Origin of the sequence: Propionivibrio sp. (assembly GCF_041441355.1) — a bacterium.
Classification (GTDB): Bacteria; Pseudomonadota; Gammaproteobacteria; order Burkholderiales; family Rhodocyclaceae; genus Propionivibrio.
Map to the genome: position 1 here is coordinate 105,985 of NZ_JASDTF010000019.1, position 25,028 is coordinate 131,012.

The window sequence follows — 25,028 nt, forward strand, 5'->3', positions numbered from 1 at the left end:
TTTTCCAATTCTCTTCGAGGGGATAAGCAATGAGGATCGTGTTGTTGGGCGCGCCTGGGGCCGGTAAGGGCACTCAGGCTACATTTCTTTGTGAACGTTTTGGCATTCCGCAGATTTCCACCGGCGACATGCTGCGCAGCGAAATCCGCGCCGGCTCGCTGATCGGCACCGAGGCGAAGATGCTGATGGATGCCGGCAAGCTGGTATCCGACGGAACCGTCATCGAACTCGTCAAGAGCCGCTTGTCGCGCCCGGACTGTCAGCCGGGCTACCTGCTCGACGGTATTCCGCGCACGCTTCGTCAAGCCGATGCGCTGCGTGCCAGCGGGCTTGGTATCGATTTCGTGGTTGAAATCGCCGTCGACGATGCGGTGATCATCGAGCGCATGAGCGGCCGTCGCGTGCATCCGGCATCGGGTCGCAGCTATCACGTGGTTTTCAATCCGCCCAAGGTCGAAGGTCGCGATGACGTGACCGGCGAAGCGCTGGTGCAGCGCGAGGACGATCGGGCCGAAACGGTGCGTCGTCGTCTCGAGATCTACCACGAACAGACGAAGCCGCTGATTGCGTATTATAATTCGTGGTTTTCCACGGGCGATGCCAATGCCCCGAAGTTCGTCCGCATCGAGGGCGTGGGCAGCGTCGATCAAATCAAACAGGCCATCTGCGCAGCTTTAGGCTGATCGCGGCGGGTTTGTTTTTTTGCCGTTTTTTTCTCGGCTCATTGAACGATTTACCTCCCGCTAGAGGAGGTAAGCAGTTTATTTGTGCAGTTGTTTGACTTGCCGGCACCTTTGCAGGGGGGTCGGCGGTTTTGATAGGGGGATTACATGTCGGCTGGTTTGCTTTTTGCGCTTGCATGCGCGGTGGTCGCCGTCCTTTACGGGGCGGTCATGACCAAATGGATCGTGTCCTTGCCCGCAGGCAATGACAAGATGCAGGAGATCGCCAAGGCGATCCAGGTGGGCGCTTCGGCCTACCTCAACAAGCAGTATTCGATGATCGGCATCGTCGGCGCCGTGCTCGCCGTGCTGATCGGTCTCTTCCTCAGCAAGCCGATGGCTCTGGGCTTCGTGATTGGTGCCGTGCTCTCGGGCGCCACCGGCTTCATCGGCATGAACGTTTCGGTGCGCGCCAACGTGCGTACCGCCGAGGCCGCGCGTAAGGGCATCTCGGCCGCGCTCGACGTTGCTTTTAAGGGCGGCGCGATCACCGGTATGCTGGTCGTCGGTCTGGGCCTTTTGGGCGTTGCCGGCTACTACGCCTTCCTGCGTGCTGCGGGCGGCGATTTCCACCACACGGTCGAGCCGCTCGTCGGCCTGGCTTTCGGCGGTTCGCTGATCTCGATCTTCGCGCGTCTGGGCGGTGGTATCTTCACCAAGGGCGCCGACGTCGGCGCCGACTTGGTCGGCAAAGTTGAGGCCGGGATCCCCGAGGATGATCCTCGCAACCCGGCGGTGATCGCCGACAACGTCGGCGACAACGTCGGCGACTGCGCTGGCATGGCCGCCGACTTGTTCGAGACCTACGCCGTGACCGTCGTCGCCACGATGGTGCTGGGCGCGATGATGCTCAAGGGTGTCGACGGCGCGAGCGATAACCTGATCATCTACCCGTTGGTGCTCGGTGGTGTCTCGATTCTGGCCTCGATCGTCGGCTGCTTCTTCGTCAAGGCCAACGACGGTGGCAAGATCATGAACGCCCTCTACCGCGGCCTCGCGGTGGCCGGCGTCCTGGCCCTCGCTGCGTTCTACCCGGTGACCACCTGGCTGCTGGGCGATGGTGTGACCATGGCCGACGGCAAGACGATCAGCTCGATGAGCATCTTCGCTTCCGCGACCATCGGCCTCATCCTCACCGGTCTCCTGGTTTGGATCACCGAGTACTACACCGGCACCGACTACGCGCCCGTCAAGTACGTGGCCGAAGCCTCGACCACCGGCCACGGCACCAACATCATCGCCGGCCTTGGCGTTTCGATGAAGGCCTGCGCGATGCCCGTCATCGCTGTCTGTGTCGCCATCTACCTGACCTACGCGCTGGCTGGCCTGTACGGCATCGCCATCGCTGCGACCTCGATGTTGTCGATGTCCGGCATCATCGTCGCTCTCGACGCCTACGGTCCGATCACCGATAACGCCGGCGGCATCGCCGAAATGTCGGGTTTGCCGCAGAGCGTGCGTGACGTGACCGATCCGCTTGACGCTGTGGGTAACACCACCAAGGCCGTCACCAAGGGCTACGCCATTGGTTCGGCGGGTCTGGCTGCACTGGTTCTGTTCGCCGACTACACCCACGCCCTTGAGGGCCGTCTGGGTTACGTCCTTGCCTTCGACCTGTCGGATCACATGGTCATCATCGGCCTGTTCATCGGTGGTCTGATTCCCTACCTCTTCAGCGCCATGGCCATGGAAGCTGTTGGTACGGCCGCTGGCGCGGTGGTGATGGAAGTGCGTCGCCAGTTCAAGGAAATGCCCGGCATCATGACCGGCCAGCAGAAACCCGACTACTCGCGCGCGGTCGGCATGCTGACCTCGGCGGCGATCAAGGAAATGATCGTGCCGTCGCTGCTGCCCGTGCTCGTCCCGGTTATCGTCGGTCTGCTGCTCGGCCCCAAGGCGCTCGGTGGCCTGCTGATGGGTACCATCATCACCGGTCTGTTCGTCGCCATCTCGATGACCACCGGCGGCGGTGCCTGGGATAACGCCAAGAAATACATCGAAGACGGTCATTTCGGCGGCAAGGGTTCGGAAGCACACAAGGCCGCGGTAACCGGCGACACGGTCGGCGATCCCTACAAGGATACGGCTGGCCCGGCGGTGAACCCGCTGATCAAGATCATCAACATCGTTGCGCTGATGATCGTGCCGATCCTGCCGATGGTTTCGTAAGCTTCGGTTGATGTAAAAAAGGGCAGCCTGCGGGCTGCCCTTTTTGTTGTTTTCGCGTCGCTTCGGTTTCGTGCGCCAGAGTTGCGGTGTGCGTGGGTTCAGTCGGCCAGTTTCGGATTCAGCGTATAGGTGCCCGTCAGGCTCGCTTGCGCCAGGATGTGGCCTTGCAGTGCGGCGCGTGCTTCGGCGCCCGTGAAGCGCCCCTCGATCGGTAGGCGTTCGATGTCGAGCGCATAGACGGTGAAGACGTAGCGGTGCATGCGTTCGTCGTTCCAGGGCGGGCAAGGGCCGTCGTAGCCGTAATAGTCGCCGCGCATGTCGTGGTCGCCGGAAAACCAGCCGGTGTAGTCATTGATGCCCTGGCGGGTGCCGTGCGGTGCGGCTGGACCGGCTTTGCCGCGCGGGGTGACTTCGCGGGAGTACTCGCCGGTGGCGAGTTGCCGAACCGAGGCGGGCAGGTCGATGAGAATCCAGTGGAAAAAATCGACGCGCGGCAGGTCGGCCGGAACACTGCGGCCCTCCTGGTTCACGTCGTCGCCCTTGCTCGGAACGTCAGGATCGTGGCAGATCACGGCGAACGAACGCGTTCCCGCAGGCGCGTCGCTCCAGGCCAATTGCGGGTTGCAGTTGCGGCCGAGGCGGACGTGATGGGTGGGGTCAGGCAGGCAGAAGGCGAACTCGCCCGGGATGCGCTGCCCGTCGATAAAACTGGTGCTGGTCAGTTGCATGCTGTCCTCTCCTGTGTGGCGTGGGGTGGTGGCTATTCGGCGCCGCGACGCCGGAAGTCACGCAGACGGAAGCCCGTCAGCCATAGTGTAGCGAAGTATGTGGATCCGGCAGCGCCAACGATGGCGGCGAGGCGTGCGACGCGCTCGAACGCGTCGAAGCTGAGCCAGTCAGAAGCGTTGCCACTCATGAAGGACAGCGTGGCGCCCATGACGCCGAGGGCCAGCAGCAGTTTGGTGCTGAATAACAGCCAGCCAGGTTGTGGGACGTAGATCCCCTGGCGCCGCAGGCCGCGGTAGAGCAGGAGTGCGTTGAGGCATGCGGCGAGCCCGATCGACAGTGCCAGTCCGGCGTGCTTGAGTGGGCCGATCAGCAATAGATTGAGCGTCTGTGTGGTCGCCAGTGCAATCAAGGCGATGCGCACTGGCGTGCGGATGTTTTGTCGCGCGTAAAACCCCGGGGCGAGCACCTTAACCAGGATCAGCCCGACCAGACCGACGCTGTAGGCGACCAAGGCTTCGCGGGTGCGGAAGACGTCGTTTGCAGAGAAGGCACCGTGGTGGAAGAGGGTGGTGATCAGCGGAATGGCGATGATTGCCAGCGCCACGGCAGCAGGTGCGGCGAGTAGCAGGGTCAGGCGCAGCCCCCAGTCGAGCAGGCGCGAGTATTCTGCGTGATTGTCGTTGGCGTGGTATTTGGAGAGGGAGGGCAGCAGGATGGTGCCGAGCGCGGCGCCGAGCATTCCGGCGGGAAACTCCATCAGGCGGTCGGCGTAGTAAAGCCAGGAAACACTGCCGGTGCCGAGAAAGGAGGCGAAGATGGTGTTGATGAGCAGGCTGACCTGTGAAACCGAGACGCCGAGTACCGCAGGGGCCATGAGTTTCAGGATGCGGCGTACGCCTGGGTCGCGCCAGTCAAGGATGAAGCGCGGCAGCATGCCGATGCGACGCAGGCTGGGAACCTGATACGCCAGTTGCAGTACACCGCCGAGAAAAACGGCCCAGCCGAGCGCCTTGACCGGTTCTGCGAAGTGCGGTGCGGCGAAGAGCGCCATGCCGATGAACGCGACGTTGAGCAGGACCGGCGTGAAGGCCGGAACGGCGAAACGGTTCCAGGAGTTCAGAATGCCGCCAGCCAGGGCGACGAGCGACATGAACAGGATGTAGGGGAAGGTGATGCGCGTAAGTTCGACGGTTAGGGCGAACTTGTCTGCATCGGCAGCGAAGCCCGGGGCGGAAAGGTAGATCAGCAAGGGGGCGCCGGCCATGCCGAGCAGGGTTACAGCGAGCAGGACGAAGAAGAGTAGGGTGGCGACACGGTCGACGAGCGACTTTGCTGCCTCGGGGCCTTGCTTGTTCTTGTATTCGCCGAGAATAGGAACGAAGGCTTGCGAGAACGCCCCTTCGGCAAAAAGGCGGCGCAACAGGTTCGGTAACTTGAAGGCGACGAAGAACGCATCGGTCATCATGCCGGCGCCGAAGACGCGGGCAATGACGAAGTCGCGGACGAACCCGAGAATGCGGGAGAGCAGCGTCATTCCGCTGACGGTCACGAGGGCTTTGAGCAGGTTCATGCGGTGCTTTGTTGTGCGGCGTGGAGCGCAGGAGGCGTAATACTACGCCCTTCCTTGTTGTTCGGTGCGTCCGGCGATGCGCTCATGCCGGCGGGATGTCCGTGACGTGTCGATGGCGCGGCTTGAAAAACGCCTTGCGTTGCAAGCACTTTCTCCGTATAATCCCGCGTTTTCGATTAACCCATTAGCTTTCTTAGGGACAGACACTCATGGCCAACAGCGCACAAGCCCGCAAGCGTGCTCGCCAAGCCGTCAAGCAACGCGCCCACAACGTCAGCCTGCGTTCCACTCTGCGTACGGCCGTCAAGCGTGTGCAGAAGGCGATCGTCGCTGGCGACAAGGCTGCTGCTCAAAGCATCTATCAGGAATCGGTTTCGGTGATCGACCGCATCGCGGACAAGAAGATCATCCATAAGAACAAGGCCTCGCGCCATAAGAGCCGCCTGTCGGCCCAGATCAAGGCGCTGGTTGCTGCCTGATCCTGGTTCTTCGCGGTACAGAAAAACGGCGTCTTCGGACGCCGTTTTTGTTTGCCTCATGCCGGCGCGCTTCGGGCGCGATGGGCAAGAGACGCTGAGCCTTGTGCTCTGGAAAGGTTGAAGAACTCGCAGTTTAGGCTGCAGCGACAGCGACTTCGTTCTGATCCTTGTATTTGCTGCGGATCGGGCAGGCGGCCTCGATGAGTTGCAGGTCGTTGTCGACGGCAAAGTTGAGCACAAAGCGGTAGGCCATCGGGTCGACGTCATAAAGGTCGCCGTCGACGAAAACGGCCTTGGCGTCGTTGTAGAAGCCCGGGCTGACGTAGGGGGAGTACTTCATGCGTTTTTCGGTGCAGAAAGCGGACAGGACGCCGCTCAGTCTTTCGGCCCAGTCGCTCGGGCGGAAGCGTTTGCCTTCGCTCGTCAGGCCCACGATGATGTAGGGGGTATTTGAAGAGAATCGCATGGCTGTGCTGTTCAGAAATGAAAAAAGAATAATGAAAACAGGGATGAATCATTTCTTGTTATACGCGCGATTCTAGCAGAGCTACCCTGTTTGCGTCCCGGGTAATCGCATCATAAAAACCGATTTCAGCATTCGGCGTTGTTTTTTGATGTATATAAGGGCAATTTTATCCGGGGATGCATGCATAAACAGGCGCTTTGGCTTGATTCCCCATGCTTTGCTGCATATAGTCTCCATATCCCTTTGATGCAGAGCTGTTTTTTTTCATGTCCTCCACGTGTGCTGCTGTGGCGAAGTTCGGCTTCCGCATTCGGACGCGGAGCGGGGCGATCGTTGATCATCTGATGATTCTCGGTTGTGACGCTTCCGATGCGGAACGCAAGCTGCGGCAAATTTATGTCGGCTGCGAGATTCTCGAGTCGCGCTGCTTTCCGGTGCGCAATCGGGGGGTGATGCGTGGCAACGACGCGAGTTACGAAGAGGTCATGGATTTGATCGCGTCCTCCGGCGAGTCGGGGGCGAGAACCGGCCGTTCCGGCTGACGTCGGCATCGACGCACCCTCGGTGCGCGGCACGTCCTCTAGAGTAGTTTCTGGTGCAGGAATTCGCTGTGCAGCGCGGCGTAGTCGCGGGCGCCTGTGCTGCCCGCGTTGTGGCTGAAGACGTCGCGGCGTTGTGCCGGGCTTTCGGCGATCGCCACGTTCTCGGCAATGACGGTGGTGCACACTTCGTCGCCGTAACGTTCGTGCAGGCGTTGCCGAACGTCTTCGCTCATCTTGCGACGTCGGTCGAAGCGGGTGAGCAGGTAACGGCGTTCGACGCGCCGCTTAAGCACCGGTTCGAGGATCTCCAGGGTGCGCGCCATCTGCTCTGCCGCCTGGAGCGACATGTAGTCGGTCGAGACCGGGACGAGCAGCAGATCGCAGGCGAAGATGGCGTTGAGCGACAGGACGCCGACGTAGGGGCAGCAATCGATCAGCGTGGTTTGTGCAGCCTGACCGGGGACGACTTCGTCGATGCGGTCGAGTCCCTGACGGAGCTTGTTCAGGATCGCGGGGCCCTTGCCGAAAATCGAGTCGACCTTGATGAGGTGTTGGTGTGAGGGGACGAGGCGTCCGATGCCGTCCCACGACAGGGTGAGTTCCGACAGGCAGCGCGAGTTCTGGTAGAAACCGAACAGGCTGTGGGTCGAGTCACGAGGCGGGTTGCCGTGGATGCCGGAGAGGTGGCATTGCGGGTCCAGATCCAGCAAGAGCGGCTGCCCGCCATGGCGCACGATGGCGGCGGCGAGGTTGAGCGTCGTGGTGGTTTTTCCAACGCCGCCCTTCTGGTTGAACACGGCGATCCGCATGGCCCATTGTAGCCCGAGATAACCATGTCGGGAGAGTCTTCTCGCGGGACTTGAAATATATACATGCGTCTTGTTTTGTCTTACACTTTCCGATCCTGCGGATTTTGCGCACAGGGCTTCCGCTGTGCCGGGAGTCGCGGCAAAAGGATCGTTTTGGTTGCGGCGGCGTGGGCCGCCGTTTCAATTTAATGGGCCTCATTGGGGTGGTTTACATGTCGCATGTCATGAACACTTACGCCCGGTTGCCAGTTGCTTTCAGTCATGGCGACGGAAGCTGGGTGACCGATACCGAAGGCAAGCTTTACCTCGATGCCCTGTCTGGCATCGCGGTGAACACGCTGGGTCACAACCATCCCGAGCTGGTGGCGGCGATCGCTGCGCAAGCGGGCCGCCTGCTGCATACCTCCAACCTCTATCAGATGCCCTTGCAGGAGCAACTCGCCAATCGCCTGTGCGCGATTTCGGGGATGCAGGAAGTCTTCTTCTGCAACTCCGGCTGTGAGGCCAATGAGGCGGCGATCAAGCTGGCGCGTTTCTACGGCAACCAGCGCGGCATCGAGAATCCGACCATCGTGGTGATGGAGAAGTCGTTCCATGGGCGCACGATGGCGACCCTGTCGGCGACGGGAAACCGCAAGATCCAGGCAGGCTTCGAGCCGCTGGTCGCCGGTTTTCTGCGCGTGCCGTACAACGATCTGGCGGCGATCCGCGAAGTGGCCCAGCACAACAAATCCATCGTCGCCGTGATGTATGAGGCGGTGCAGGGCGAGGGTGGCATCCACATGGCCGACCTCGATTTCCAGCGCGGCGTGCGTCAGTTGTGCGATGAAAACGCTTGGCTGATGATCTGCGACGAAGTTCAGTGCGGCATCGGCCGCACTGGTCCGTGGTTCGGCTTCCAGCACGCGGGCATCGTGCCCGACGTGGCGACCCTCGCCAAAGGCTTGGCCGGCGGTGTTCCGGTGGGCGCCTGCCTGGCTTCGGGCAAAGCGGCCGGCCTCTTCGGGCCGGGCAATCACGGGACGACCTTCGGAGGCAACCAGCTGGCGATGACGGCGGCGCTGACCACGCTGGACGTGGTCGAGAAGGAAGGGTTGCGCGAGAGCGCCGTACGCATCGGTCAGCTGATCCGTGACGAACTGAAGACGGCCCTTGCCGGCGTGGCCGGGGTGGTCGACATCCGCGGCAATGGTCTGATGATCGGCATCGAACTCGATCGGCCGTGCGGGGCGATCGTGCAGAAAGGCCTCGAAGCTGGCGTCCTGATCAACGTGACGGCCGATTGCGTGGTGCGTCTGCTGCCGGCGCTCAATTTCGGTGAAGACGACGCGCATGAACTCGTCGCCCGCCTTGCCAAACTGATCCGCGCTTTTCTGGCGGGCTGAACGGAACCTCTGACGATGAAGACGGCAGTCAAACACTACCTGCAGTTCAAGGATTTTACGCGCGAGGAGTACGCCTACCTCTTTGAGCGCACGCGCTGGATCAAGGAGCAGTTCAAAGCCTATAAGCGTTATTGGCCGCTCTCCGACCGGACGCTGGTGATGATTTTCGAGAAGGCCAGTACCCGCACTCGCCTGTCCTTCGAGGCCGGCGTGCAGCAGCTCGGCGGTGCGGCGATCTACCTCAATACTCGCGACTCGCAACTTGGGCGCGGCGAGCCGGTGGAGGATGCGGCACAAGTGATTTCGCGCATGAGCGACATCATCATGATCCGCACCTTCGAACAGGACATCGTCGAGCGTCTCGCCCGGCATTCGCGGGTGCCGGTGATCAACGGGCTGACCAACGAATACCACCCGTGCCAGATCATGGCCGACATCTACACCTACATCGAGCAGCGCGGTCCGATCGCCGGCAAAACGGTGGCCTGGATCGGCGATTCGAACAACATGTGCAACACCTGGCTGCAGGCGGCTGAAGTGCTGGGCTTCTCCGTGCATGTGTCGACGCCCCCGGGCTACGAAATCGATCCGGCCGCCGCCGGCCTCGAGGGGAGCGCGCACTTCCGTACCTTTGCCGATCCGATGGAGGCTGCGCGTGGCGCGGACATCGTGACCACCGACGTGTGGACCTCAATGGGCTTTGAGGCCGAGAACGAGACGCGGCGCTTGGCTTTCGCCGACTGGCAGGTCGACGCCGAGATGATGGCGGTGGCCAATCCCGACGCCATCTTCCTGCATTGCCTGCCGGCGCATCGCGGCGAGGAAGTCGCCGCCGAGGTGATCGACGGGCCGCAGAGCTTGGTCTGGGATGAGGCGGAAAACCGGCTGCATGTGCAGAAGGCGCTGATGGAATATCTGGTGCTCGGACGCGTCGAGGTCTGAGCCGTCGCGCGAGGAACCACCGATGTTCGGATTTAGCGAGGAGCAGGTTGCAGAATTCGGCATGACCTTCGGGTTGGCGGCCTTCATGCTCTTCATGCTGTTCATCATCGGTGAACTCGCCTGGACGTCCAAGGCCGGAAAAGTCGGCACCTTCGTCCTGTTTTTCGTTCTTGCTTTCGGCATGCTCGGTTTTGTCGCCAAGGGCCTGCTGGAACATTTTCTGAGGTGAACCCATGTCGCAATTCGACAATGTGAGCGTCGTCAAGCAGGCCAACGTCTATTTCGACGGCAAGTGCATCAGCCACACCGTGCTGTTTGCCGATGGCACCAAGAAAACGGTCGGCGTCATCCTGCCGGCGACGTTGACCTTCAACACCGGAGCGCCGGAAGTGATGGAGTGCGTCGGCGGATCGTGCCGCGTGCGTCTGGCAGGGGTCTCTGAATGGACCACCTACAGCGCCGGTCAATCGTTCTCGGTACACGGAAATTCGTCGTTCGAGATTGCTTGCGACGAGCCGTATCACTACGTCTGCCACTTCGGCTAAGGCCGAAGCCGCATCCGATCGCGCGCCGAGTCGAACCGACCGGCGCGCGAATTTACATCCATACAGAGGAAAACCTATGCCGTCTTTCGATTTTTCATCCGAAGCCGACTTGGTTGCGCTGAAGAACGCGATCGACGTCACCAGCCGCCAGATCGACGCCCGCTACGACTTCAAAGGGACCTCGGCCAAAGTCGAACTCAACGAAAAGGACAAGGTCATCACCCTGCACGGTGATTCCGATTTCCAGCTCGACCAGATCAAGGACATCCTCTTCCCAGCCATGGAGAAGAAGGAGAAGGAAAGCGTCAAGCGCCTCGATCAGCAGACGGTGCAGAAGGTTTCGGGCAACAAGGTCAAGCAGGAACTCAAGATCAAGATCGGGATCGAGTCCGAGCTGGCCAAGAAGATCGTCAAGCTGATCAAGGATTCCAAGCTCAAGGTGCAAGCCTCGATCCAGGGCGACACGGTGCGTGTTTCGGGCGCCAAGCGCGACGAACTGCAGGCGTGCATCGCTCAGGTGACGAAGGCGATCACCGATTTTCCGATCAAGTACGGCAACTTCCGCGACTGAAGCGCAGCGAATGCTTCGGAGACGGACGTTGAGTTGTCTGCCGCGCAGGCGCCACCCCATGCAGCAGGACTGAAGACGTGCAGGACAAGGATCGTATCAACCCGGGCGTGTTGTCCTGGGTCGAAGAGTTGCGTCGGGTCTCGGTTGCGGTCAGCAAGAAAACCGGCCGCGGCGCGGTCAATCGCAACCAGCTTTTCTATCGACTGCACTGGACGCGCGACGGCTTGCGCTTCGGCGTGACCGTGCATAAAGGGCGCGATCCCGAGAGTGCCGAGGAGTGGTGGGCCGTTGATCGCGCCCTGCTCAAGCCGCCGCCCTTTGTGATCGATGAAGACCAGCCCATTTTGCGCATGCTGTGGGCCGAGCGCAGCCATGACAGTGGCTTGCGTGCGTTCGGCCTCGGCCCGAAGCACGGGGCCGAGATTCTGCAGCGCATGGCCCAGTCCGGGCGCCTCTACCCGGCAACCGATGCTTCACCTCTGCGCCTGGCGGAAGCACGGCCGGCGACGGTGAGCTGGCGGCTCGACATCAACGGTCGGCAGCGGCCGTGCCTTAAGGCGCAGCCGGAAGCCAGCCACGTCGTGCCGCTCGATCCGCCCTGGTTCGTCGATATCGATGAAGGCTGCGTCGGGCCGCTCGAAGTTCCGGGCAATCCGGCCGTCGTCGGCCGCCTGTTTGCCCTGCCGCCGCTCACCGAGCGCGAGGCGGCGCTGGTTGCCGAAACACTGAGCGAACTCGCGCCCGAGCTGCCGATCCCGGTTGAGGAAACCGATGCCGGTTTGCGCTGCATCGACGTCAATCCGGTGGCCGTCCTGCGCCTGCGCACGCTCGACGTGCTCGGGCAGCGCAGTTGGCGCGACTACGAAGCCGGCGACGAAGGCATGTTCGACGTCGCCTTGCCGGTCTTCCGTTATCAGGACGCAGAATTCCTGCCCGGCGACCCGCACGAGTATTGCAGCCTGCCCGACGGCGAGGCGGTGCGCGTGGTGCGCCGCCATGAGCGCGAGCGTTTGCTCCTCGAGCGTCTGGCGGACGGCGGGCTGCACAAGATTCCGGGCTATGTCCTGCATGCCGCGGGAACAATGCCCGAATGCCCTTACGGACTGGCCTGCGAAGACGATTGGGCGGCGTTCGTGCAGGAGGGCATCAACGCGCTCAAGCTGGCCGGCTGGGAGATCGTTTACGACGACGATTTTCGTCATCATGCGCTCGAAGTCGACGCCTGGGATGCGGTGCTCGTCGAGCCTGCGGAGGCCGACGGCGGCTGGTTCGAGCTGGACATGGGCATCGTCGTCGAAGGCGTGCGCATGCCGCTTGCGCCGCTCCTGGCGGCCTTGTTCCGGCGCGACCCGCGCTGGCTCGATCCCTTCATGCTGCGCGAGATCGACGACGCCGAGATGGTCGAGCTCAAGACCCCGACCAGCAAGCGGGTGCGTGCGCCCGCCGGGCGCCTCAAACCGTTGGCGGCGACCTTGATCGACCTCTTCGACGGTTTCCAGGGCGGGCCGACGCTGCGTGTTTCACGCTTTGACGCTCCGCGTCTGGCGGAACTCGGCGACCCGGACCGCTGGCAATTCCACGGTCAGGCCGATGTCATGGCCATGGCCGAGAAGCTGGTCGCTGCGCAGGGCATTTCCGACGTCGAGCCCCCCAGCAGCCTGGGGCTTGAGCTCCGCCCCTACCAGCGGGAAGGCTTGTCCTGGCTGCAATTTCTGCGTCGGCACAAGCTCTCCGGCATCCTGGCCGACGACATGGGCCTGGGCAAGACCGCGCAGGCCTTGGCGCATCTGCTGCTCGAGAAGGAAGCGGGGCGCCTTGACCGTCCGGCGCTGATCGTCCTGCCCACTTCGCTGATCTTCAACTGGCGCGACGAAGCAGCGCGTTTCGCCCCTGCGTTGCGCGTGCTTTCGCTGCACGGGGCTGAGCGCAAAAGCCGTTTCCCCGAGATTCCGAATCATGACGTCGTGCTCACGACGTATCCCCTGCTGTGGCGCGATGCGGCTGAGCTGACCCAGCATCGCTATCACTTGCTGATTCTCGACGAGGCGCAGACAGTCAAGAATGCACGCAGCCAGGGGGCCGAGGTCGTGCGCCGGCTCGAGGCGCGCCATCGCCTGTGTCTGACCGGGACGCCGCTGGAGAACCACCTTGGTGAGCTGTGGAGCCAGTTCGACTTTCTCTTGCCCGGGTTTCTCGGCAGCAGCGCCAACTTCCTGCGTTACTGGCGGACGCCGATCGAGAAGCAGGCCGACAACGACCGGCGGGCGCTGCTCGCGCGCCGCATCCGGCCTTTCGTCCTGCGCCGCAAGAAGGAAGACGTGGCACGCGAACTGCCGCCCAAAACGGTGATCGTGCGCACGGTCGAACTTTCCGGTGCTCAGCGCGACCTCTACGAGACGGTGCGCGCGGCGATGGACGCGATGGTGCGCGAGGAAGTCGCCAGCAAGGGCTTCGGTCGCAGCCAGTTCGTCATCCTCGACGCGCTGCTCAAACTCCGTCAGGTCTGCTGCGACCCGCGCCTGGTGCGCTCCAGCGCCGCGCAGCGGGTCAAGGAACGCGCCAAGCTCGAGCTGCTGATGACCCTGGTGCCGGAACTGGTCGACGAGGGGCGGCGCATCCTGATCTTCTCGCAATTTACCAGCATGCTGGCGTTGATTGAGCAGGAGCTGCGCCAGGCCGGGCTTGACTACTTGATCCTGACCGGCGACACCGACGACCGCGAAGTTCCGGTACGCCGCTTCCAGGCAGGCGAAGTGCAGATTTTTCTGATCAGCCTGAAGGCGGGCGGGGTCGGTCTCAACCTGACGGCGGCCGATACGGTCATCCATTACGACCCGTGGTGGAACCCGGCGGTCGAGAATCAGGCCACCGACCGCGCGCATCGGCTGGGGCAAGACAAGCCGGTCTTCGTCTATAAGCTGATCGTCGCCGGCAGCATCGAAGAAAAAATCCTGGCTTTGCAGGAGCGCAAATCCGAACTGGCTGCCGGCATTCTTTCCGAAGATCACCGCGTCGACCTCAAGTTTGGCGAAGAGGATTTGACGGCGCTCTTCGAGGCGCTACCGCCTTGAGCTTTGGCGTAAAAAAAAGCTGTTCTGCGTGAGAGTGGTTCTTGTTGCCATGACGCTGAGATTTTTGATTGATCCAGCGCAATCCTTATGAAATGTAAGGGCTTCATGCTTTCGTGTGCGCACGTTCAGGGTTTGACCGGGGCGAGAAGGTCGAGGATAATCTCACGCTTTGTTGTGCCTTTCTGTTCGCTTGGCCGCACCTGGTTCCCGGAGTTCGGCGGTGTGCCGACGGCCAGGAACTTGACTGTATAGGACCGAGAAATGACCAAGAATCACCCGACGTTGGCAGTGGATCCCTACTACGACGGGGTTCCGGAGTACATGACCGAGGTATACGACTGGGCGTACGTCGATCCCAAGTGGGTACGCATGCTCGACCGGAACATCGTCGTCCGCATCCTGCTGTTCCTCAACGACCAACGTCTGATGCGCGCCTACCTGAACGAGATCAAGGAAGGCTCGCGCGTCTGGCAACTGGCGCACGTCTATGGCGATCTGGTTTCGCGCGCGGCGCGCAAGGTCGGGCCCAAGGGGGCTTTCCACCTGACCGACGTCACGCCGGTGCAGATCGAGCACGGTACGCGCAAACTCGCGGACATGAACTGGGCCAAGGTGATCCGCAGCGACGCGGCGGCGTTCCAGGGCGACGGCAAGGACTACGACCTGATCTGCAGCTTCTTCCTGTTGCACGAAGTGCCGGAGGAAAAGAAGTTCGAGATCGTCAATCACATGCTGAGCAAACTGCCCAAGGGCGGCAAGGCGGTCTTTGTCGATTACCACAACCCGGCCAAGTGGCAGCCGATCCGCTACATCCTGAAGCTGGTCAATCACTACCTCGAGCCCTTCGCCGAAACCTTGTGGAAGAACGAAATCAGCCACTATGCCGCGCATCCCGAGCGCTTCACCTGGCGCAAGCGGACTTTCTTCGCCGGCGTGTATCAGTGCGTGGTGGTCGAGCACAAAGGGTGATGAAGACGCTCCTGGCCTGATTCGCTGCGCTGCGTACCGCGGCGCAGGCGTTTCGCAGGCCGCGGGCATGCGCGTTGCGTCGTCCTCCGGAGGCCTTTCATGCGGACTTTCGGGGCCTGCGCAAAGCGCATGAAAAAGTCTTTTTTCTGCGGTTAGTACGGAGCCAATCCGGACATTTCTTTGTGGCAGAATAGGCCGCACTTTGATCGCGGCCGATGCCATGACCATGTCCTTCCCACCTTCGCCGGGTCTTACGTCCGGGTTCTTCCGCCAGCTCCGGCTCGGCGCATGCGCCGCCATGGCGTTGTGCCTGGCCGGGCCGAGCCTGGCGGCCGAGATCGGCCTGGCCGGGGTTTTTCCGGGCAAGGCGCTGCTCACGGTCAACGGCGGGGTGCCGCGCACGGTGGCGGTGGGCGCGCGTACGGAAGAGGGCGTGCTGGTGGTTTCGGTCGAGCGCGAAACGGCGACGGTCGAGGTCGACGGCAAGCGGCGCGTGCTGCGCATCGGCCAGTACATTTCGTCGCAGACGTCCACTTCGGGGCCGCAGACCGCGGTGCTGACCGCCGACGGACGGGGCCACTTCGTCACGACCGGTCAGGTGAACGGCGCCGCGATGCGTTTCCTGGTCGATACCGGGGCTTCGTCGGTGGCCCTCGGAGCCTCGGATGCGCGCCGGCTCGGGATCGACCTGACGCGCGCCGAGCAGGTGGTGGTAAATACCGCGAATGGCCAGACCGTGGCGTCGCGGGTCAAGTTGGACAGTGTCCGGGTGGGTGAGATCGTCGTCATGAACGTCGATGCCATGGTGCATTCGACCGAAATGCCGTTCGCCTTGCTCGGCATGAGCTTCCTGAATCGAATGGAAATGCAGCGGGATGGCGACACCATGACGCTGAAGAAACGCTACTAGGAGAGTCGTCTATGCCACATCGCGATCAGGAAATCGCCCTGTTGCGCCGCGAAGTTGAGTTGTTGATGGGCGAGCGGCAAGCGCTGCTGCACGTGGCCGGGACCGCGGCGGCCCTGATTGCCTGCCTCGACAGCCGCCGTCTGCCGGTGGCCGCGATCGAGTCAGCCGATCTGGTGGCCACCTCGATCAATCTCCTTTCGGAAGAGACCTTGCAGGATGCGCTCGATTCGGTGCATGCCGAAATCGAAGAGGTGTATCCGAGGGGCGATGACGAGCTGCGGCAGGCGGCCGGACGCGCGTGAATCTCAACGCCTAGCCGCGAAAGGAGCGACGCCGGGGATGTCGGAATACGATTGGCGTTCTCTGTGCGCGGCCCTCTTGTCCGGCCCGCGGCGGACGCCCTTTCTCGCTGACGATGGCGTGAGCGAGGATGCGCTGGTTCCGGCAGCGGTGCTTTTTCCCATCCTCGACCGTGCGGACGGGCCGAGCGTGCTGCTGACCCAGCGTACCGAAGCCTTGAAGCATCATCCCGGGCAGATCAGCTTTCCCGGCGGGCGCGTCGAAGCCGAAGACGCGTCACCGCAGGCGACCGCCCTGCGCGAAGCCTGGGAGGAGATCGGTCTGGCCCCCGAACGCGTGGATGTGCTCGGCTACCTGCCCGATTACCGTACCGGAACCGGCTACCGGATCACGCCCGTGGTGGGGCGCATCGCGCTGCCGATCGAGTTGCGACCCGATCCGCGCGAAGTGGCCGAGGCCTTCGAGGTGCCGCTCGCTTTCCTCCTCGACCCGGCCAATCATCGCGAGTACGAACGCGAATACATGGGCCGGATGCGCCGCTATTTCGCCATGACCTACGCCGACCGTTTCATCTGGGGGGCGACGGCCGGAATCATCGTTGCCCTGGCCCAGGTTCTGAACCGGGGACTGGAAACGCGCGCTTAACCGGTTGCGGCGGGTTGGAGGCGAGGCACCTGAGAGGCCTGCTCGCAGCTGCAGGCGGCCCGGACGGTGAATGCCATGTGGCCCGGAGGGGCATCTCGCTTGTGCGGCGCCGGCGTTCTAGATGCGGCCGGCTTATGTTATGTTGATCCGCCTCGGTCCCGTTGTGCCCTTACCCACGTCGCCTGTCACCATGGTCATCTTTTCGGTCATTGCCGTCCTTCTCCTCGAGCAGCTGCGCCCTTTGTCCTATGTTGCCTGCGTGCGCACCCCGCTGTTCGGGCTGGCCGACTGGATCGAACGGCGTTTCGATGCCGGCGAGTCGCATAACGGCGCCTGGGCCTGGTGCGCGGTGGTCGTTCCGCTGGTCGCTCTGAGCGGCCTCGTCGCCGTCGTTTTTGACGCGCTCAATCCTTTGCTCGGCTGGTTGTGGACCGTCGGCGTTCTTTACCTCACCCTGGGCTTCCGGCAATTTAGCCACTACTACTCCGCCATCCACCTGGCGCTCCGCATGGACGACCTGGAACACGCCCGGGAATTGCTCGGCGAGTGGCGCGGCGAGTCCTGCGCCGGACTTTCGACGTCGGAGGTTGCGCAGCGGGCCATCGAACAGGCGCTGGTGGCCTCGCATCGGCATGTCTTTGGCGTGCTCGTCTGTTTTGTCCTGCTGCCCGGGCCGTGCGGCGCGGTGCTCTATTGCGTGGCGGCCGAACTCGATGCGGTCTGGGGGCGGCGCAGCCAGGATCCGAACGACGCTTTTGCCGCCTTTGCCCGGCAGGCCTTCGCCGTCGTCGACTGGTTGCCGCTGCGGCTTACGGGGCTGTTGTTCGCGGTGGTCGGCAATTTTGAGGACGCGATGTTCAGCTGGCGTACCCGCGATCTGAACGATGCTCGCCACGCCGCCATCGTTCTGGCGAGCGGCGCCGGGGCGCTGGGCGTCCGCCTTGCGGGGTGCAACGAAAGCAACGGCGAGGCGGCCGATACCGGCCACATGCACAGCGCCGTGGCGCTGGTTTGGCGCGCCCTCCTGCTCTGGCTGCTGGTGCTGTTTCTGTTCGGCTTCGCCGGCCTGCTCGCGGCCTGATTCGAATTCGCGATACCAGCGAGACGATGCCGACGGCGTCTTGCTGCGTCTTGGCACTGTCTTGGCGTCTTACTCTGCATGTCCACCGGAATGATCCTGCGGACATGCAGATGGACGGTGCAGGCGGCGCCTGCTGACCGAACGTCATGCCGCCAAACGCTAGAGGTGGCGCGCCCTGGCGCCGGCCTGGAGGGCGCATCCAGACGCCCTTTGCAGGCCGCGCTTGGCGCGGCTCGTCAGCGGTATTCGCTGCGAAGGTGCGCCTGGCGCGTTTCTTCCCACGCGGCCTCGTCGGCACGCGCCAGTGCGTCGAGATCGGCCGGCGTCGCGGCCGGGTCGTCGACCCACTCGCGCAGCAGCGGGCTGCCGTTGATCAGGTCGATGGCCAGGCGCTCGAATTCGTACTCGTAGGGAAAGTCGCGCCACAGCGGGTAGTCGGGCCAGAGCTGACGGATGGCTTTGAACGCCAGCGCCTGCAGGCGCCAGGGGCGGAACAGATGGTGCGCGTAGTGGCCATCCTCGACGTGGATCTGGACGCCGTTGCAGAGCTGGCCGGCGTGCTTGTGAAAGGTCGGTTCGAACCAGCATTCGCGCAGGCGGCAACCGGCGAGCCAGTCGGGCGCCAAGGCGTGCATTCTGGTCAGCAGCGCGCGAGCATCGAGGTCGGGGGCGCCGAAGAGCTCGAGCGGGCGGGTGGTGCCGCGCCCTTCGGAGAGCGTCGTGCCTTCGAGCATCACCGTGCCGGCGTAGCAACGCGCCATCGACAGGTTGGGCGCGTTCGGGCTGGGGTTGATCCAGGTCCGCTCGCCGAGCGGCCAGCCGAAGCCGGGGCTGGCTTCGGGCTGCCAGTTGCGCATGGGAATGACCTGCCAGTCGAGGTCGAGTTGAAGCGTGCGCACGAACCAGCCGGCAAGCTCGCCCAGTGTGAGGCCGTGGCGCATCGGCAGCGCGCCGGCGCCGACGAAACTCTCCCAGCCCGGGCGCAGGGTCAGCCCTTCGACCGGCCGGCCCGCGGGGTTCGGACGGTCGAGGATATAGACGCGCTTGCCGTGCGTGGCGGCGGCTTCGAGCATGTAGCGCAGGGTGGTGATGAAGGTGTAGATGCGGCAGCCGAGGTCCTGCAGGTCGATCAGCAGGACGTCGGAAGTCTCCATCATCGCCGCGGTCGGCCGCCGGACTTCGCCGTAGAGGCTGAAGATCGGGATGCCGTGGATGGGGTCGAGGTAATCGGCGGATTCGACCATGTTGTCCTGCTTGTCGCCGCGCAGCCCGTGCTGCGGCCCGAAGGCGGCGCTGAGGCGGAGGTCGGGGCAGGCGGCGAGCGCGTCGAGGGCGTGCGTGAGGTCGGCGCTGACGCTGGCCGGATGGGCGAGCAAGGCGAGGCGCTGGCCGGAGAGAGCGTGGCGTAAGGTCGGGTCGGCGAGCAGGCGGTCGAGGCCGAAGGCGATGGGCATGGGCGTTTTCTTTCGAAGCGTGGCAGCGCGTGCCGGACGGGCACGCGTGGGCCGTGTTCAGTCGGTGGGCAGGACCCAGGTGAATCCGGCGCGGTGGTGGAAGTCCGGGCGCTCGCTCGGGTGGTGGAGCGCCCAGTAGCTGTGACGTCCGTCGCCCAGGTCGTCGCTTTCGACGACGGCCGTGAGTCCGACGAGGAGCGCCGCGTTACCCGGCGGCAGGGCGCTGGCGTCGAGTTCAGCCGTGAGTTCGACGCGCCCGGCAGTCTGGAGGACGGACAGGCGCGGGGGGGCGAGGCGCTCGGATTCCTGCGGCTCGCCGGGGCGCCGGTAATCGGCGAAGGCATACATCGCCCAGTCGCCGGACGGGGAAAAATTGAATTCGCGGTAAGCCGCCTGATCGGCGCGGGCAAGGAAAACCTCGAAGCAGGTCTGCTCCCAGAGGCGGTCGCCGCGTTCGGGATGCGCCTTGGTTGCGGCGATGCGCAGGCGCGCGATGTCGCCGGCAAGCTGGTAACGGAGCCGCAGCCCGCCTTCGGGGCGGATTTGCAGCGAGGCCCTCAGGCGCTGGATCGCCGGGGCGGGCGTGCGCGGATGGCAGTTCAGGAAACGTTCTTCGGCAGGCATGGCGGGATTCTACCTCCGCGGCCGTTTTTTGCCCCGTCTTGACGGTCGCCCGCCTCGGCCCGCGCCCGCGCCGAGGCGGGAAATACGGATACCAAGGCCCTCCGGCTTTTGCCAGAGTGAAGTCGATCGTCGCGCGTGCGCTCCGGTCATGGCCTGACCGGCCGGCCCAGGTCGCTCGCCCGTTATTTCACGAGGTTAGTCATGGATAGCCCATTGATGGTCGAAGCTCGGGATGAGCGCGAACTGCTGGACGTCGATTTGCGCGAAATCGTTTATGCGCTTTCGGATGCGCTGGATCTGGTCGGCATCTCCGATGTCGCGCACGGCAAGCGCGTGGCCATCATGGCCGAACGCTGCGCGCAACAGCTGGGCTACGATCCGAATGAGGCGACCTTCATCTTCGACCTCGGCATGCTGCACGACATCGGCGTTTCCTCGTCGCGCGTGCATGCCATGCTGGTGAGCGAGTTCGACTGGGAGAACTCGCAGGAACATTGCGAGATCGGGTATCAGCTGTTGTGCAGTTTCCAGCCGCTGGCCAGGATGGCCGAGCCGGTGCGTTTGCACCACACCCACTGGGCGACCTTGCAGTCGCGCGCCGACGTGGCTCCCGAGGTGGCCGAGGCGGCCAACCTGATTTTCCTCACCGACCGGGTCGACGCCATGTGCGCCGCGTTTTACAGCGGTGACAGCATCCTGCGCCATAACCAGACCCTGCGGGCGCACATCGCCGGCCTCTCGGGCAGTTTTTTTGCGCCGCGTCTGGTCGAAGCCTTCATGAGCGTTTCGTCGTCCGAGGCGTTCTGGCTCGGTCTTGAGCCACGCGGCATCCAGCAGGTGCTACAGGGAAAACTCAGCGGAGGGCGGAAATTCCAGCCGACGATGCGCGACCTCAAGCGCCTGGCGCACATCTTCGCGCGCATCGTCGATGCCAAGAGCACCTACACCGCCAACCATTCCCTGGGCGTGGCGCGGGTCGCCCGCCTGGTCGGGCGGCTGATGGGGCTCGACGCGCTGGTGTGCGACAAACTGCTGATCGCCGGCCTACTGCACGATCTGGGCAAGCTGCGCGTTCCCGACGACATCCTGGATAAGCCCGGACCGCTTGACGATCAGGAACTCACGGTGATGCAGACGCACAGCTACGAGACGTACCAGATCCTCGGGCGTATCCGCGGCCTCGAGGAGATTGCGCAATGGGCGGCGTATCACCACGAAGCCCCGGGGGGGCGGGGCTATCCCTTCCATCTGGACGCCGCAAAATTCTCCTTGCCGGCGCGCATCCTGCGCGTGGCCGACATCTTTCAGGCCATGGTGCAGAACCGGCCTTATCGGGCCGGGTTGACCGAAGGTGCGGTGCGAGCCTACCTCGACAAACTGACCCTGTGCGGCCTGGTCGATGGCGAGGTGGTCCAGGTGCTCGAAACGAACATGGGGCGGGCGATGCGCCTCGCCGGCGCGGGGCGGGTGGAAACCGCAGGGCGCGCGCCCTGACGCGTGGTGCCGATACGGATCGGCAGGGGACGGCCGGGCGCGCCTGCCGGGAACGGCTTAAGCCAGCGCCTGGAGCGCCGCGTCGTAGTCCGGTTCGTTCTTGATTTCGCTGACCAGCTCGCTGTGCAGCACGACGTCGTTCTCGTCGAGGACGACGACCGCGCGCGCAGCAACCCCGGCCAAGGGGCCGCTGGCAAGGGCGACGCCGTAGTGTTGCAGGAAGTCGGCACCACGCATGGTCGAGAGGGTGACCACGTTCTCGATGTTCTCGGCACCGCAGAAACGCTTCTGGGCGAAGGGCAGGTCGGCCGAGATGCACAGCACCACGGTGTTGTTCAGCTGGCTGGCGCTTTGGTTGAAGCGGCGGACCGAGAGCGCGCAGGTCGGCGTGTCGATGCTCGGGAAGATATTGAGCACCTTGCGTTTGCCGGCGAAGCTGGCGAGCGGCGTGTCGGCGAGGTCTTTGGCGACCAGCGTGAACGCGGGCGCGGTTTGCCCTTTTTGCAAAAAGTTGCCGGCGACCTGGACGGGGTTGCCGCCGAGCGTGACGGTGTTGGCCATTTCGATTCCTTTGCGTGGTTGGAAAAAATGCGCTGCGAGCCAGGCTGTCCAGGCTCGCGACGTGAGTCGGTGAACATGCCTGAAGAATATGTTTTCCGTATCTTGCCGGGCGGTGGCTTTCCGGGTTTGGTCAGCCTTGCCGGAAAAAAGTTCGTACGCTCGGCGCATCACAGTGTATCCGCTATCATCCGCGCTTTCTCTCCCCTTTGCCTCTTGTTCCCGTCGCTTCCGTGTCGCATTGCGGAGCGCTTGGACTTCATCCTTGCGAGCCATGATCAAGCAAACTCCAGAAACATCGCTGCAACCCATCTGCCTGAAGGATTACACGGCGCCGGCCTACCTCATCGACACCGTCGCGCTCGACGTCGATCTCGGTGCCGAAGCGACGGTGGTCAGCGCGCGTTTGTCGCTTTCCCGCCGGGCTGGCGTCGCGGCGAACACCGAACTTCGCTTCGATGGCGAAGCGCTCGAGACCCTGAGCGTGGCGCTCGATGGCCGCTTGCTGGCGCCGGACGAATATCGCCTGGATGCGCGCGAGCTGGTCATCCCCAATCTGCCGGAACATTGCGTGCTTGAGACCAAGGTGCGCCTGCGCCCGGATGCGAACACCGAGCTTTCCGGCTTCTACCGCAGCCGCGACGGCTATTTCACCCAGTGCGAACCGCAAGGCTTTCGCCGCATTACCTGGTTCACGGACCGTCCCGACGTGATGGCGCGCTACCGGGTGACCCTGCACGCCGACAAGGCGGCGTTCCCGGTGCTGCTCGCCAACGGCAACCCGGTCGCCGCGGGTGATGAAGCGGGTGGTCGTCACTTCGCCACCTGGGAAGATCCTTTCCCCAAACCGAGCTACCTCTTCGCCATGGTCGCCGGCAAGCTCGACGTGCTGCGCGACACCTTCCGCACCGCCTCCGGCCGGACCGTGCAGCTTGCCATCTACGTCGAGCCGGGGAAACTCGACCAGTGTCCGCACGCCATGGACGCGCTGAAGAAGGCGATGCGCTGGGACGAAGAGCGCTTTGGCCTCGAGTGCGACCTCGACCACTACATGATCGTCGCCGTCGGCGATTTCAACATGGGGGCGATGGAAAACAAGGGCCTCAACATCTTCAACACCAAGTACGTGCTGGCGCGCCCGGACGTGGCGACCGACACCGATTTCGAAAACATCGACCGCGTCGTCGCGCACGAGTACTTCCACAACTGGACCGGCAACCGCGTGACCTGCCGCGACTGGTTCCAGCTCTCGCTCAAGGAAGGGCTGACGGTCTTCCGCGACCAGGAATTCGGTGCCGACACGCATGGCCGCGAGACTGCCCGCATCCGCGAAGTGCGCGGCCTGCGTGCGGTGCAGTTCCCCGAGGATGCGGGGCCGATGTCGCACCCGGTGCGCCCGTCGACCTACCTCGAGATCAACAATTTCTACACCGCGACGGTCTATGAGAAGGGCGCCGAGGTGGTGCGCATGCTCCAGACCCTGATCGGGCGCGACGCCTTCCGCCGTGGCATGGACCTCTACTTCGCGCGCCACGACGGGCAGGCGGTGACCTGCGACGATTTCGTCGCCGCCATGGCCGACGCTTCCGGTTTCGATTTTTCGCCCTTCATGGCCTGGTACCGTCAGGCCGGAACGCCGCAGGTCGACGCGCGTGGCGAGTACGACGCGGCGGCGCGGCGCTACACGCTGACCCTCACCCAGCGTTGTCATTCAGCGTATGTGCCGGCGCCGGGCGACCCTGCGCGCGGGCCTTACCTGATCCCGGTCGCCGTCGGCCTGCTCGGTGCGGACGGGGGCGAGCTCCCAGTGCGCTGCTCCGACGGTCTGACCACTGAGAACGGATCGACCTTGCTGCTGACCGGGGACGCGCAGCGCTTTGTCTTCGACGGCGTTGCCGAGCGCCCCGTGCCGTCCTTGCTGCGCGATTTTTCCGCGCCGGTGATTCTCGATTACGCCTACGGCGATGACGAGCTGGCCTTGCTCCTGGCGCACGATCGCGACCCGTTCAATCGTTGGGAGGCTGGGCAGCGTCTGTTCGCCCGCTTGATCGGCGCGGCGTGCGAGTGCCTGGCGCGCGGCGAGGATATCGCGCGCGTTGAGTGGCCTGCGCGCGTGCTCGACGCGGTCGGACGCGTGCTCGCCGACGCCAGCGATCCGGCCTTCGTCGCCGAGGCACTGACCTTGCCGGGCGAAACGACGCTGGCCGAGCAGATGGCGGTGGTCGATCCCGAAGTGCTGCATCAGGCACGGCGCGGCCTGATGCGCCATCTGGCGCGGCATCACGGTGCGACCTTCGCCGCGCGGTATGCCGAGCTCGCCCCGCGCGGCGGGTACAGCACGGCGCCGGACGAGGTGGCCCGTCGTCGTCTGCGCAACCTCTGTCTGGCCTACCTCGCGGAGCTGGAAGGCGAAGCGGGCGGCGCGGAGGCGCTGACGCTGGCCCGCCGTCAGTACACGGACGCCGACAACATGACCGACCAGTTCGCCGCCCTGAGCGTGCTGGTCAACGCCGACGGTGAGGCCGGCGATGACGCCGGAGCCGCGGCGCTGGCCGACTTCTACGCCCGCTGGCAGGGCGAGGCGCTGGTCGTCGACAAATGGCTGGCGGTCCAGGCCACGAGCCGGCGCACAGGCACGCTGGCGCGGGTCGAGGCGCTGACCCGTCATCCGGCCTTCGATCTGCGCAACCCGAACAAGGTTTATGCGCTGCTGCGGACCTTTGGCGCCAATCACCGTCACTTCCACGCCGCCGACGGCGGGGGCTACCGTTTCTTGGCCGCCCAGGTGGCTGCGCTCGATCCGCTCAACCCGCAGGTGGCTTCGCGCCTGGTGCGTAGCTTTGATCGCTGGCGGCGTTTCGACCCCGAACGCCAGGCGCATGCGCGCGCGGCGCTCGAAAGCTTGCACCGTCAGCCGGGCCTGTCCCGCGACGTGTTCGAGGTGGTGGATAAGGCGCTGGCGTCCGGCGCCGCGTAGGGCCTCGTCCGCCCGC

General features: G+C 63.9%; 24 protein-coding genes. 17 read left to right on the forward strand and 7 right to left on the reverse strand.

Going from position 1 to position 25,028, the window contains the following annotated elements:
• Nucleotides 1–29 precede the first annotated feature (29 nt).
• Together adk and QMB55_RS06980 are read left to right on the forward strand one after the other, a co-directional pair.
• On the forward strand, nt 30–683 hold the full coding sequence (gene adk, locus QMB55_RS06975; protein ID WP_497587959.1) for an adenylate kinase: 654 nt from the start codon (nt 30–32) through the stop codon (nt 681–683).
• A gap of 147 nt (nt 684–830) precedes the next feature.
• The gene (locus QMB55_RS06980) at nt 831–2,891 is read left to right on the forward strand and encodes a sodium-translocating pyrophosphatase (RefSeq protein WP_497587960.1); all 2,061 of its coding nucleotides are present in this window, start codon (nt 831–833) and stop codon (nt 2,889–2,891) included.
• Nucleotides 2,892–2,989: 98 nt separating this feature from the next.
• Here QMB55_RS06980 and QMB55_RS06985 read toward each other — a convergent pair whose 3' ends face one another.
• Nucleotides 2,990–3,619, reverse strand: a complete 630-nt coding sequence (locus tag QMB55_RS06985) for a YbhB/YbcL family Raf kinase inhibitor-like protein (protein ID WP_497587961.1) — start codon at nt 3,617–3,619, stop codon at nt 2,990–2,992.
• A 32-nt stretch (nt 3,620–3,651) separates the two neighbouring features.
• Nucleotides 3,652–5,190, reverse strand: a complete 1,539-nt coding sequence (murJ, locus tag QMB55_RS06990; protein ID WP_497587962.1) for a murein biosynthesis integral membrane protein MurJ — start codon at nt 5,188–5,190, stop codon at nt 3,652–3,654.
• A gap of 209 nt (nt 5,191–5,399) precedes the next feature.
• Here murJ and rpsT point away from each other — a divergent pair, with 209 nt between their 5' ends.
• A complete protein-coding gene (gene rpsT / locus QMB55_RS06995) occupies nt 5,400–5,669 on the forward strand; it encodes a 30S ribosomal protein S20 (RefSeq protein WP_497587963.1) in 270 nt (89 codons plus the stop codon).
• Between the two features lie 133 nt (nt 5,670–5,802).
• On the opposite strand, the gene QMB55_RS07000 is transcribed toward rpsT, so the two are convergent.
• Nucleotides 5,803–6,135, reverse strand: a complete 333-nt coding sequence (locus QMB55_RS07000; protein WP_497587964.1) for a DUF3579 domain-containing protein — start codon at nt 6,133–6,135, stop codon at nt 5,803–5,805.
• Between the two features lie 287 nt (nt 6,136–6,422).
• Between QMB55_RS07000 and QMB55_RS07005 the strand changes: the two genes are divergently transcribed.
• On the forward strand, nt 6,423–6,677 hold the full coding sequence (locus QMB55_RS07005) for a hypothetical protein (RefSeq protein WP_497587965.1): 255 nt from the start codon (nt 6,423–6,425) through the stop codon (nt 6,675–6,677).
• A 38-nt stretch (nt 6,678–6,715) separates the two neighbouring features.
• Here the strand turns inward: QMB55_RS07005 and QMB55_RS07010 are convergent, their stop codons facing one another.
• Nucleotides 6,716–7,486 carry a ParA family protein gene (locus QMB55_RS07010; RefSeq protein ID WP_497587966.1) on the reverse strand — a complete coding sequence of 257 codons (771 nt, stop codon included), beginning with the start codon at nt 7,484–7,486 and terminating at the stop codon, nt 6,716–6,718.
• Nucleotides 7,487–7,698: 212 nt separating this feature from the next.
• Here QMB55_RS07010 and QMB55_RS07015 point away from each other — a divergent pair, with 212 nt between their 5' ends.
• From QMB55_RS07015 to QMB55_RS07065, 11 genes are all read left to right on the forward strand, one after another.
• Complete coding sequence (locus tag QMB55_RS07015) at nt 7,699–8,871, forward strand: aspartate aminotransferase family protein (RefSeq protein WP_497587967.1); 1,173 nt, start codon at nt 7,699–7,701, stop codon at nt 8,869–8,871.
• 15 nt (nt 8,872–8,886) lie between these two features.
• The gene (argF, locus tag QMB55_RS07020; protein ID WP_497587968.1) at nt 8,887–9,813 is read left to right on the forward strand and encodes an ornithine carbamoyltransferase; all 927 of its coding nucleotides are present in this window, start codon (nt 8,887–8,889) and stop codon (nt 9,811–9,813) included.
• Nucleotides 9,814–9,835: 22 nt separating this feature from the next.
• Nucleotides 9,836–10,042 carry a DUF2788 domain-containing protein gene (locus tag QMB55_RS07025; protein WP_497587969.1) on the forward strand — a complete coding sequence of 69 codons (207 nt, stop codon included), beginning with the start codon at nt 9,836–9,838 and terminating at the stop codon, nt 10,040–10,042.
• A 4-nt stretch (nt 10,043–10,046) separates the two neighbouring features.
• Entirely contained in the window at nt 10,047–10,358 is a 312-nt protein-coding gene (gene ppnP, locus QMB55_RS07030) for a pyrimidine/purine nucleoside phosphorylase (RefSeq protein WP_497587970.1), read from the forward strand.
• A 76-nt stretch (nt 10,359–10,434) separates the two neighbouring features.
• A complete protein-coding gene (locus tag QMB55_RS07035; RefSeq protein ID WP_497587971.1) occupies nt 10,435–10,929 on the forward strand; it encodes a YajQ family cyclic di-GMP-binding protein in 495 nt (164 codons plus the stop codon).
• A 77-nt stretch (nt 10,930–11,006) separates the two neighbouring features.
• Entirely contained in the window at nt 11,007–14,000 is a 2,994-nt protein-coding gene (locus QMB55_RS07040) for a DEAD/DEAH box helicase (protein ID WP_497587972.1), read from the forward strand.
• A gap of 261 nt (nt 14,001–14,261) precedes the next feature.
• On the forward strand, nt 14,262–14,969 hold the full coding sequence (gene rquA, locus QMB55_RS07045; RefSeq protein ID WP_497587973.1) for a rhodoquinone biosynthesis methyltransferase RquA: 708 nt from the start codon (nt 14,262–14,264) through the stop codon (nt 14,967–14,969).
• A gap of 220 nt (nt 14,970–15,189) precedes the next feature.
• Nucleotides 15,190–15,879: a retropepsin-like aspartic protease family protein gene (locus tag QMB55_RS07050; RefSeq protein ID WP_497587974.1), complete on the forward strand. Its 690-nt coding sequence runs from the start codon at nt 15,190–15,192 to the stop codon at nt 15,877–15,879.
• A gap of 11 nt (nt 15,880–15,890) precedes the next feature.
• Nucleotides 15,891–16,181, forward strand: a complete 291-nt coding sequence (locus QMB55_RS07055) for a hypothetical protein (RefSeq protein WP_497587975.1) — start codon at nt 15,891–15,893, stop codon at nt 16,179–16,181.
• A gap of 37 nt (nt 16,182–16,218) precedes the next feature.
• The gene (locus QMB55_RS07060) at nt 16,219–16,824 is read left to right on the forward strand and encodes a CoA pyrophosphatase (RefSeq protein WP_497587976.1); all 606 of its coding nucleotides are present in this window, start codon (nt 16,219–16,221) and stop codon (nt 16,822–16,824) included.
• 190 nt (nt 16,825–17,014) lie between these two features.
• Nucleotides 17,015–17,905 (forward strand): CobD/CbiB family protein, encoded by an 891-nt coding sequence (locus QMB55_RS07065; protein ID WP_497587977.1) that lies wholly within the window; start codon nt 17,015–17,017, stop codon nt 17,903–17,905.
• A gap of 236 nt (nt 17,906–18,141) precedes the next feature.
• On the opposite strand, the gene QMB55_RS07070 is transcribed toward QMB55_RS07065, so the two are convergent.
• Nucleotides 18,142–19,359 (reverse strand): exo-beta-N-acetylmuramidase NamZ family protein, encoded by a 1,218-nt coding sequence (locus QMB55_RS07070; RefSeq protein WP_497587978.1) that lies wholly within the window; start codon nt 19,357–19,359, stop codon nt 18,142–18,144.
• A gap of 57 nt (nt 19,360–19,416) precedes the next feature.
• Nucleotides 19,417–19,983, reverse strand: coding sequence for a DOMON-like domain-containing protein (locus QMB55_RS07075; RefSeq protein WP_497587979.1), 567 nt, complete (start codon nt 19,981–19,983; stop codon nt 19,417–19,419).
• A 201-nt stretch (nt 19,984–20,184) separates the two neighbouring features.
• On the opposite strand from QMB55_RS07075, the gene QMB55_RS07080 reads away from it, so the two are divergent.
• The gene (locus QMB55_RS07080) at nt 20,185–21,477 is read left to right on the forward strand and encodes an HD-GYP domain-containing protein (RefSeq protein ID WP_497587980.1); all 1,293 of its coding nucleotides are present in this window, start codon (nt 20,185–20,187) and stop codon (nt 21,475–21,477) included.
• A 57-nt stretch (nt 21,478–21,534) separates the two neighbouring features.
• Here the strand turns inward: QMB55_RS07080 and tpx are convergent, their stop codons facing one another.
• A complete protein-coding gene (gene tpx, locus QMB55_RS07085; RefSeq protein WP_497587981.1) occupies nt 21,535–22,038 on the reverse strand; it encodes a thiol peroxidase in 504 nt (167 codons plus the stop codon).
• A 271-nt stretch (nt 22,039–22,309) separates the two neighbouring features.
• Between tpx and pepN the strand changes: the two genes are divergently transcribed.
• Nucleotides 22,310–25,012, forward strand: a complete 2,703-nt coding sequence (gene pepN, locus QMB55_RS07090; RefSeq protein WP_497587982.1) for an aminopeptidase N — start codon at nt 22,310–22,312, stop codon at nt 25,010–25,012.
• Nucleotides 25,013–25,028: the final 16 nt, after the last annotated feature.

Bases quoted from the DNA above. Each gene is read 5' to 3' on its own strand.
- adk (WP_497587959.1), top strand. From the start codon at position 30: ATGAGGATCGTGTTGTTGGGCGCGCCTGGGGCCGGTAAGGGCACTCAG.
- QMB55_RS06980 (WP_497587960.1), top strand. From the start codon at position 831: ATGTCGGCTGGTTTGCTTTTTGCGCTTGCATGCGCGGTGGTCGCCGTC.
- QMB55_RS06985 (WP_497587961.1), bottom strand. From the start codon at position 3,619: ATGCAACTGACCAGCACCAGTTTTATCGACGGGCAGCGCATCCCGGGC.
- murJ (WP_497587962.1), bottom strand. From the start codon at position 5,190: ATGAACCTGCTCAAAGCCCTCGTGACCGTCAGCGGAATGACGCTGCTC.
- rpsT (WP_497587963.1), top strand. From the start codon at position 5,400: ATGGCCAACAGCGCACAAGCCCGCAAGCGTGCTCGCCAAGCCGTCAAG.
- QMB55_RS07000 (WP_497587964.1), bottom strand. From the start codon at position 6,135: ATGCGATTCTCTTCAAATACCCCCTACATCATCGTGGGCCTGACGAGC.
- QMB55_RS07010 (WP_497587966.1), bottom strand. From the start codon at position 7,486: ATGCGGATCGCCGTGTTCAACCAGAAGGGCGGCGTTGGAAAAACCACC.
- QMB55_RS07015 (WP_497587967.1), top strand. From the start codon at position 7,699: ATGTCGCATGTCATGAACACTTACGCCCGGTTGCCAGTTGCTTTCAGT.
- argF (WP_497587968.1), top strand. From the start codon at position 8,887: ATGAAGACGGCAGTCAAACACTACCTGCAGTTCAAGGATTTTACGCGC.
- QMB55_RS07025 (WP_497587969.1), top strand. From the start codon at position 9,836: ATGTTCGGATTTAGCGAGGAGCAGGTTGCAGAATTCGGCATGACCTTC.
- ppnP (WP_497587970.1), top strand. From the start codon at position 10,047: ATGTCGCAATTCGACAATGTGAGCGTCGTCAAGCAGGCCAACGTCTAT.
- QMB55_RS07035 (WP_497587971.1), top strand. From the start codon at position 10,435: ATGCCGTCTTTCGATTTTTCATCCGAAGCCGACTTGGTTGCGCTGAAG.
- rquA (WP_497587973.1), top strand. From the start codon at position 14,262: ATGACCAAGAATCACCCGACGTTGGCAGTGGATCCCTACTACGACGGG.
- QMB55_RS07050 (WP_497587974.1), top strand. From the start codon at position 15,190: ATGACCATGTCCTTCCCACCTTCGCCGGGTCTTACGTCCGGGTTCTTC.
- QMB55_RS07055 (WP_497587975.1), top strand. From the start codon at position 15,891: ATGCCACATCGCGATCAGGAAATCGCCCTGTTGCGCCGCGAAGTTGAG.
- QMB55_RS07060 (WP_497587976.1), top strand. From the start codon at position 16,219: ATGTCGGAATACGATTGGCGTTCTCTGTGCGCGGCCCTCTTGTCCGGC.
- QMB55_RS07065 (WP_497587977.1), top strand. From the start codon at position 17,015: ATGGTCATCTTTTCGGTCATTGCCGTCCTTCTCCTCGAGCAGCTGCGC.
- QMB55_RS07070 (WP_497587978.1), bottom strand. From the start codon at position 19,359: ATGCCCATCGCCTTCGGCCTCGACCGCCTGCTCGCCGACCCGACCTTA.
- QMB55_RS07075 (WP_497587979.1), bottom strand. From the start codon at position 19,983: ATGCCTGCCGAAGAACGTTTCCTGAACTGCCATCCGCGCACGCCCGCC.
- QMB55_RS07080 (WP_497587980.1), top strand. From the start codon at position 20,185: ATGGATAGCCCATTGATGGTCGAAGCTCGGGATGAGCGCGAACTGCTG.
- tpx (WP_497587981.1), bottom strand. From the start codon at position 22,038: ATGGCCAACACCGTCACGCTCGGCGGCAACCCCGTCCAGGTCGCCGGC.
- pepN (WP_497587982.1), top strand. From the start codon at position 22,310: ATGATCAAGCAAACTCCAGAAACATCGCTGCAACCCATCTGCCTGAAG.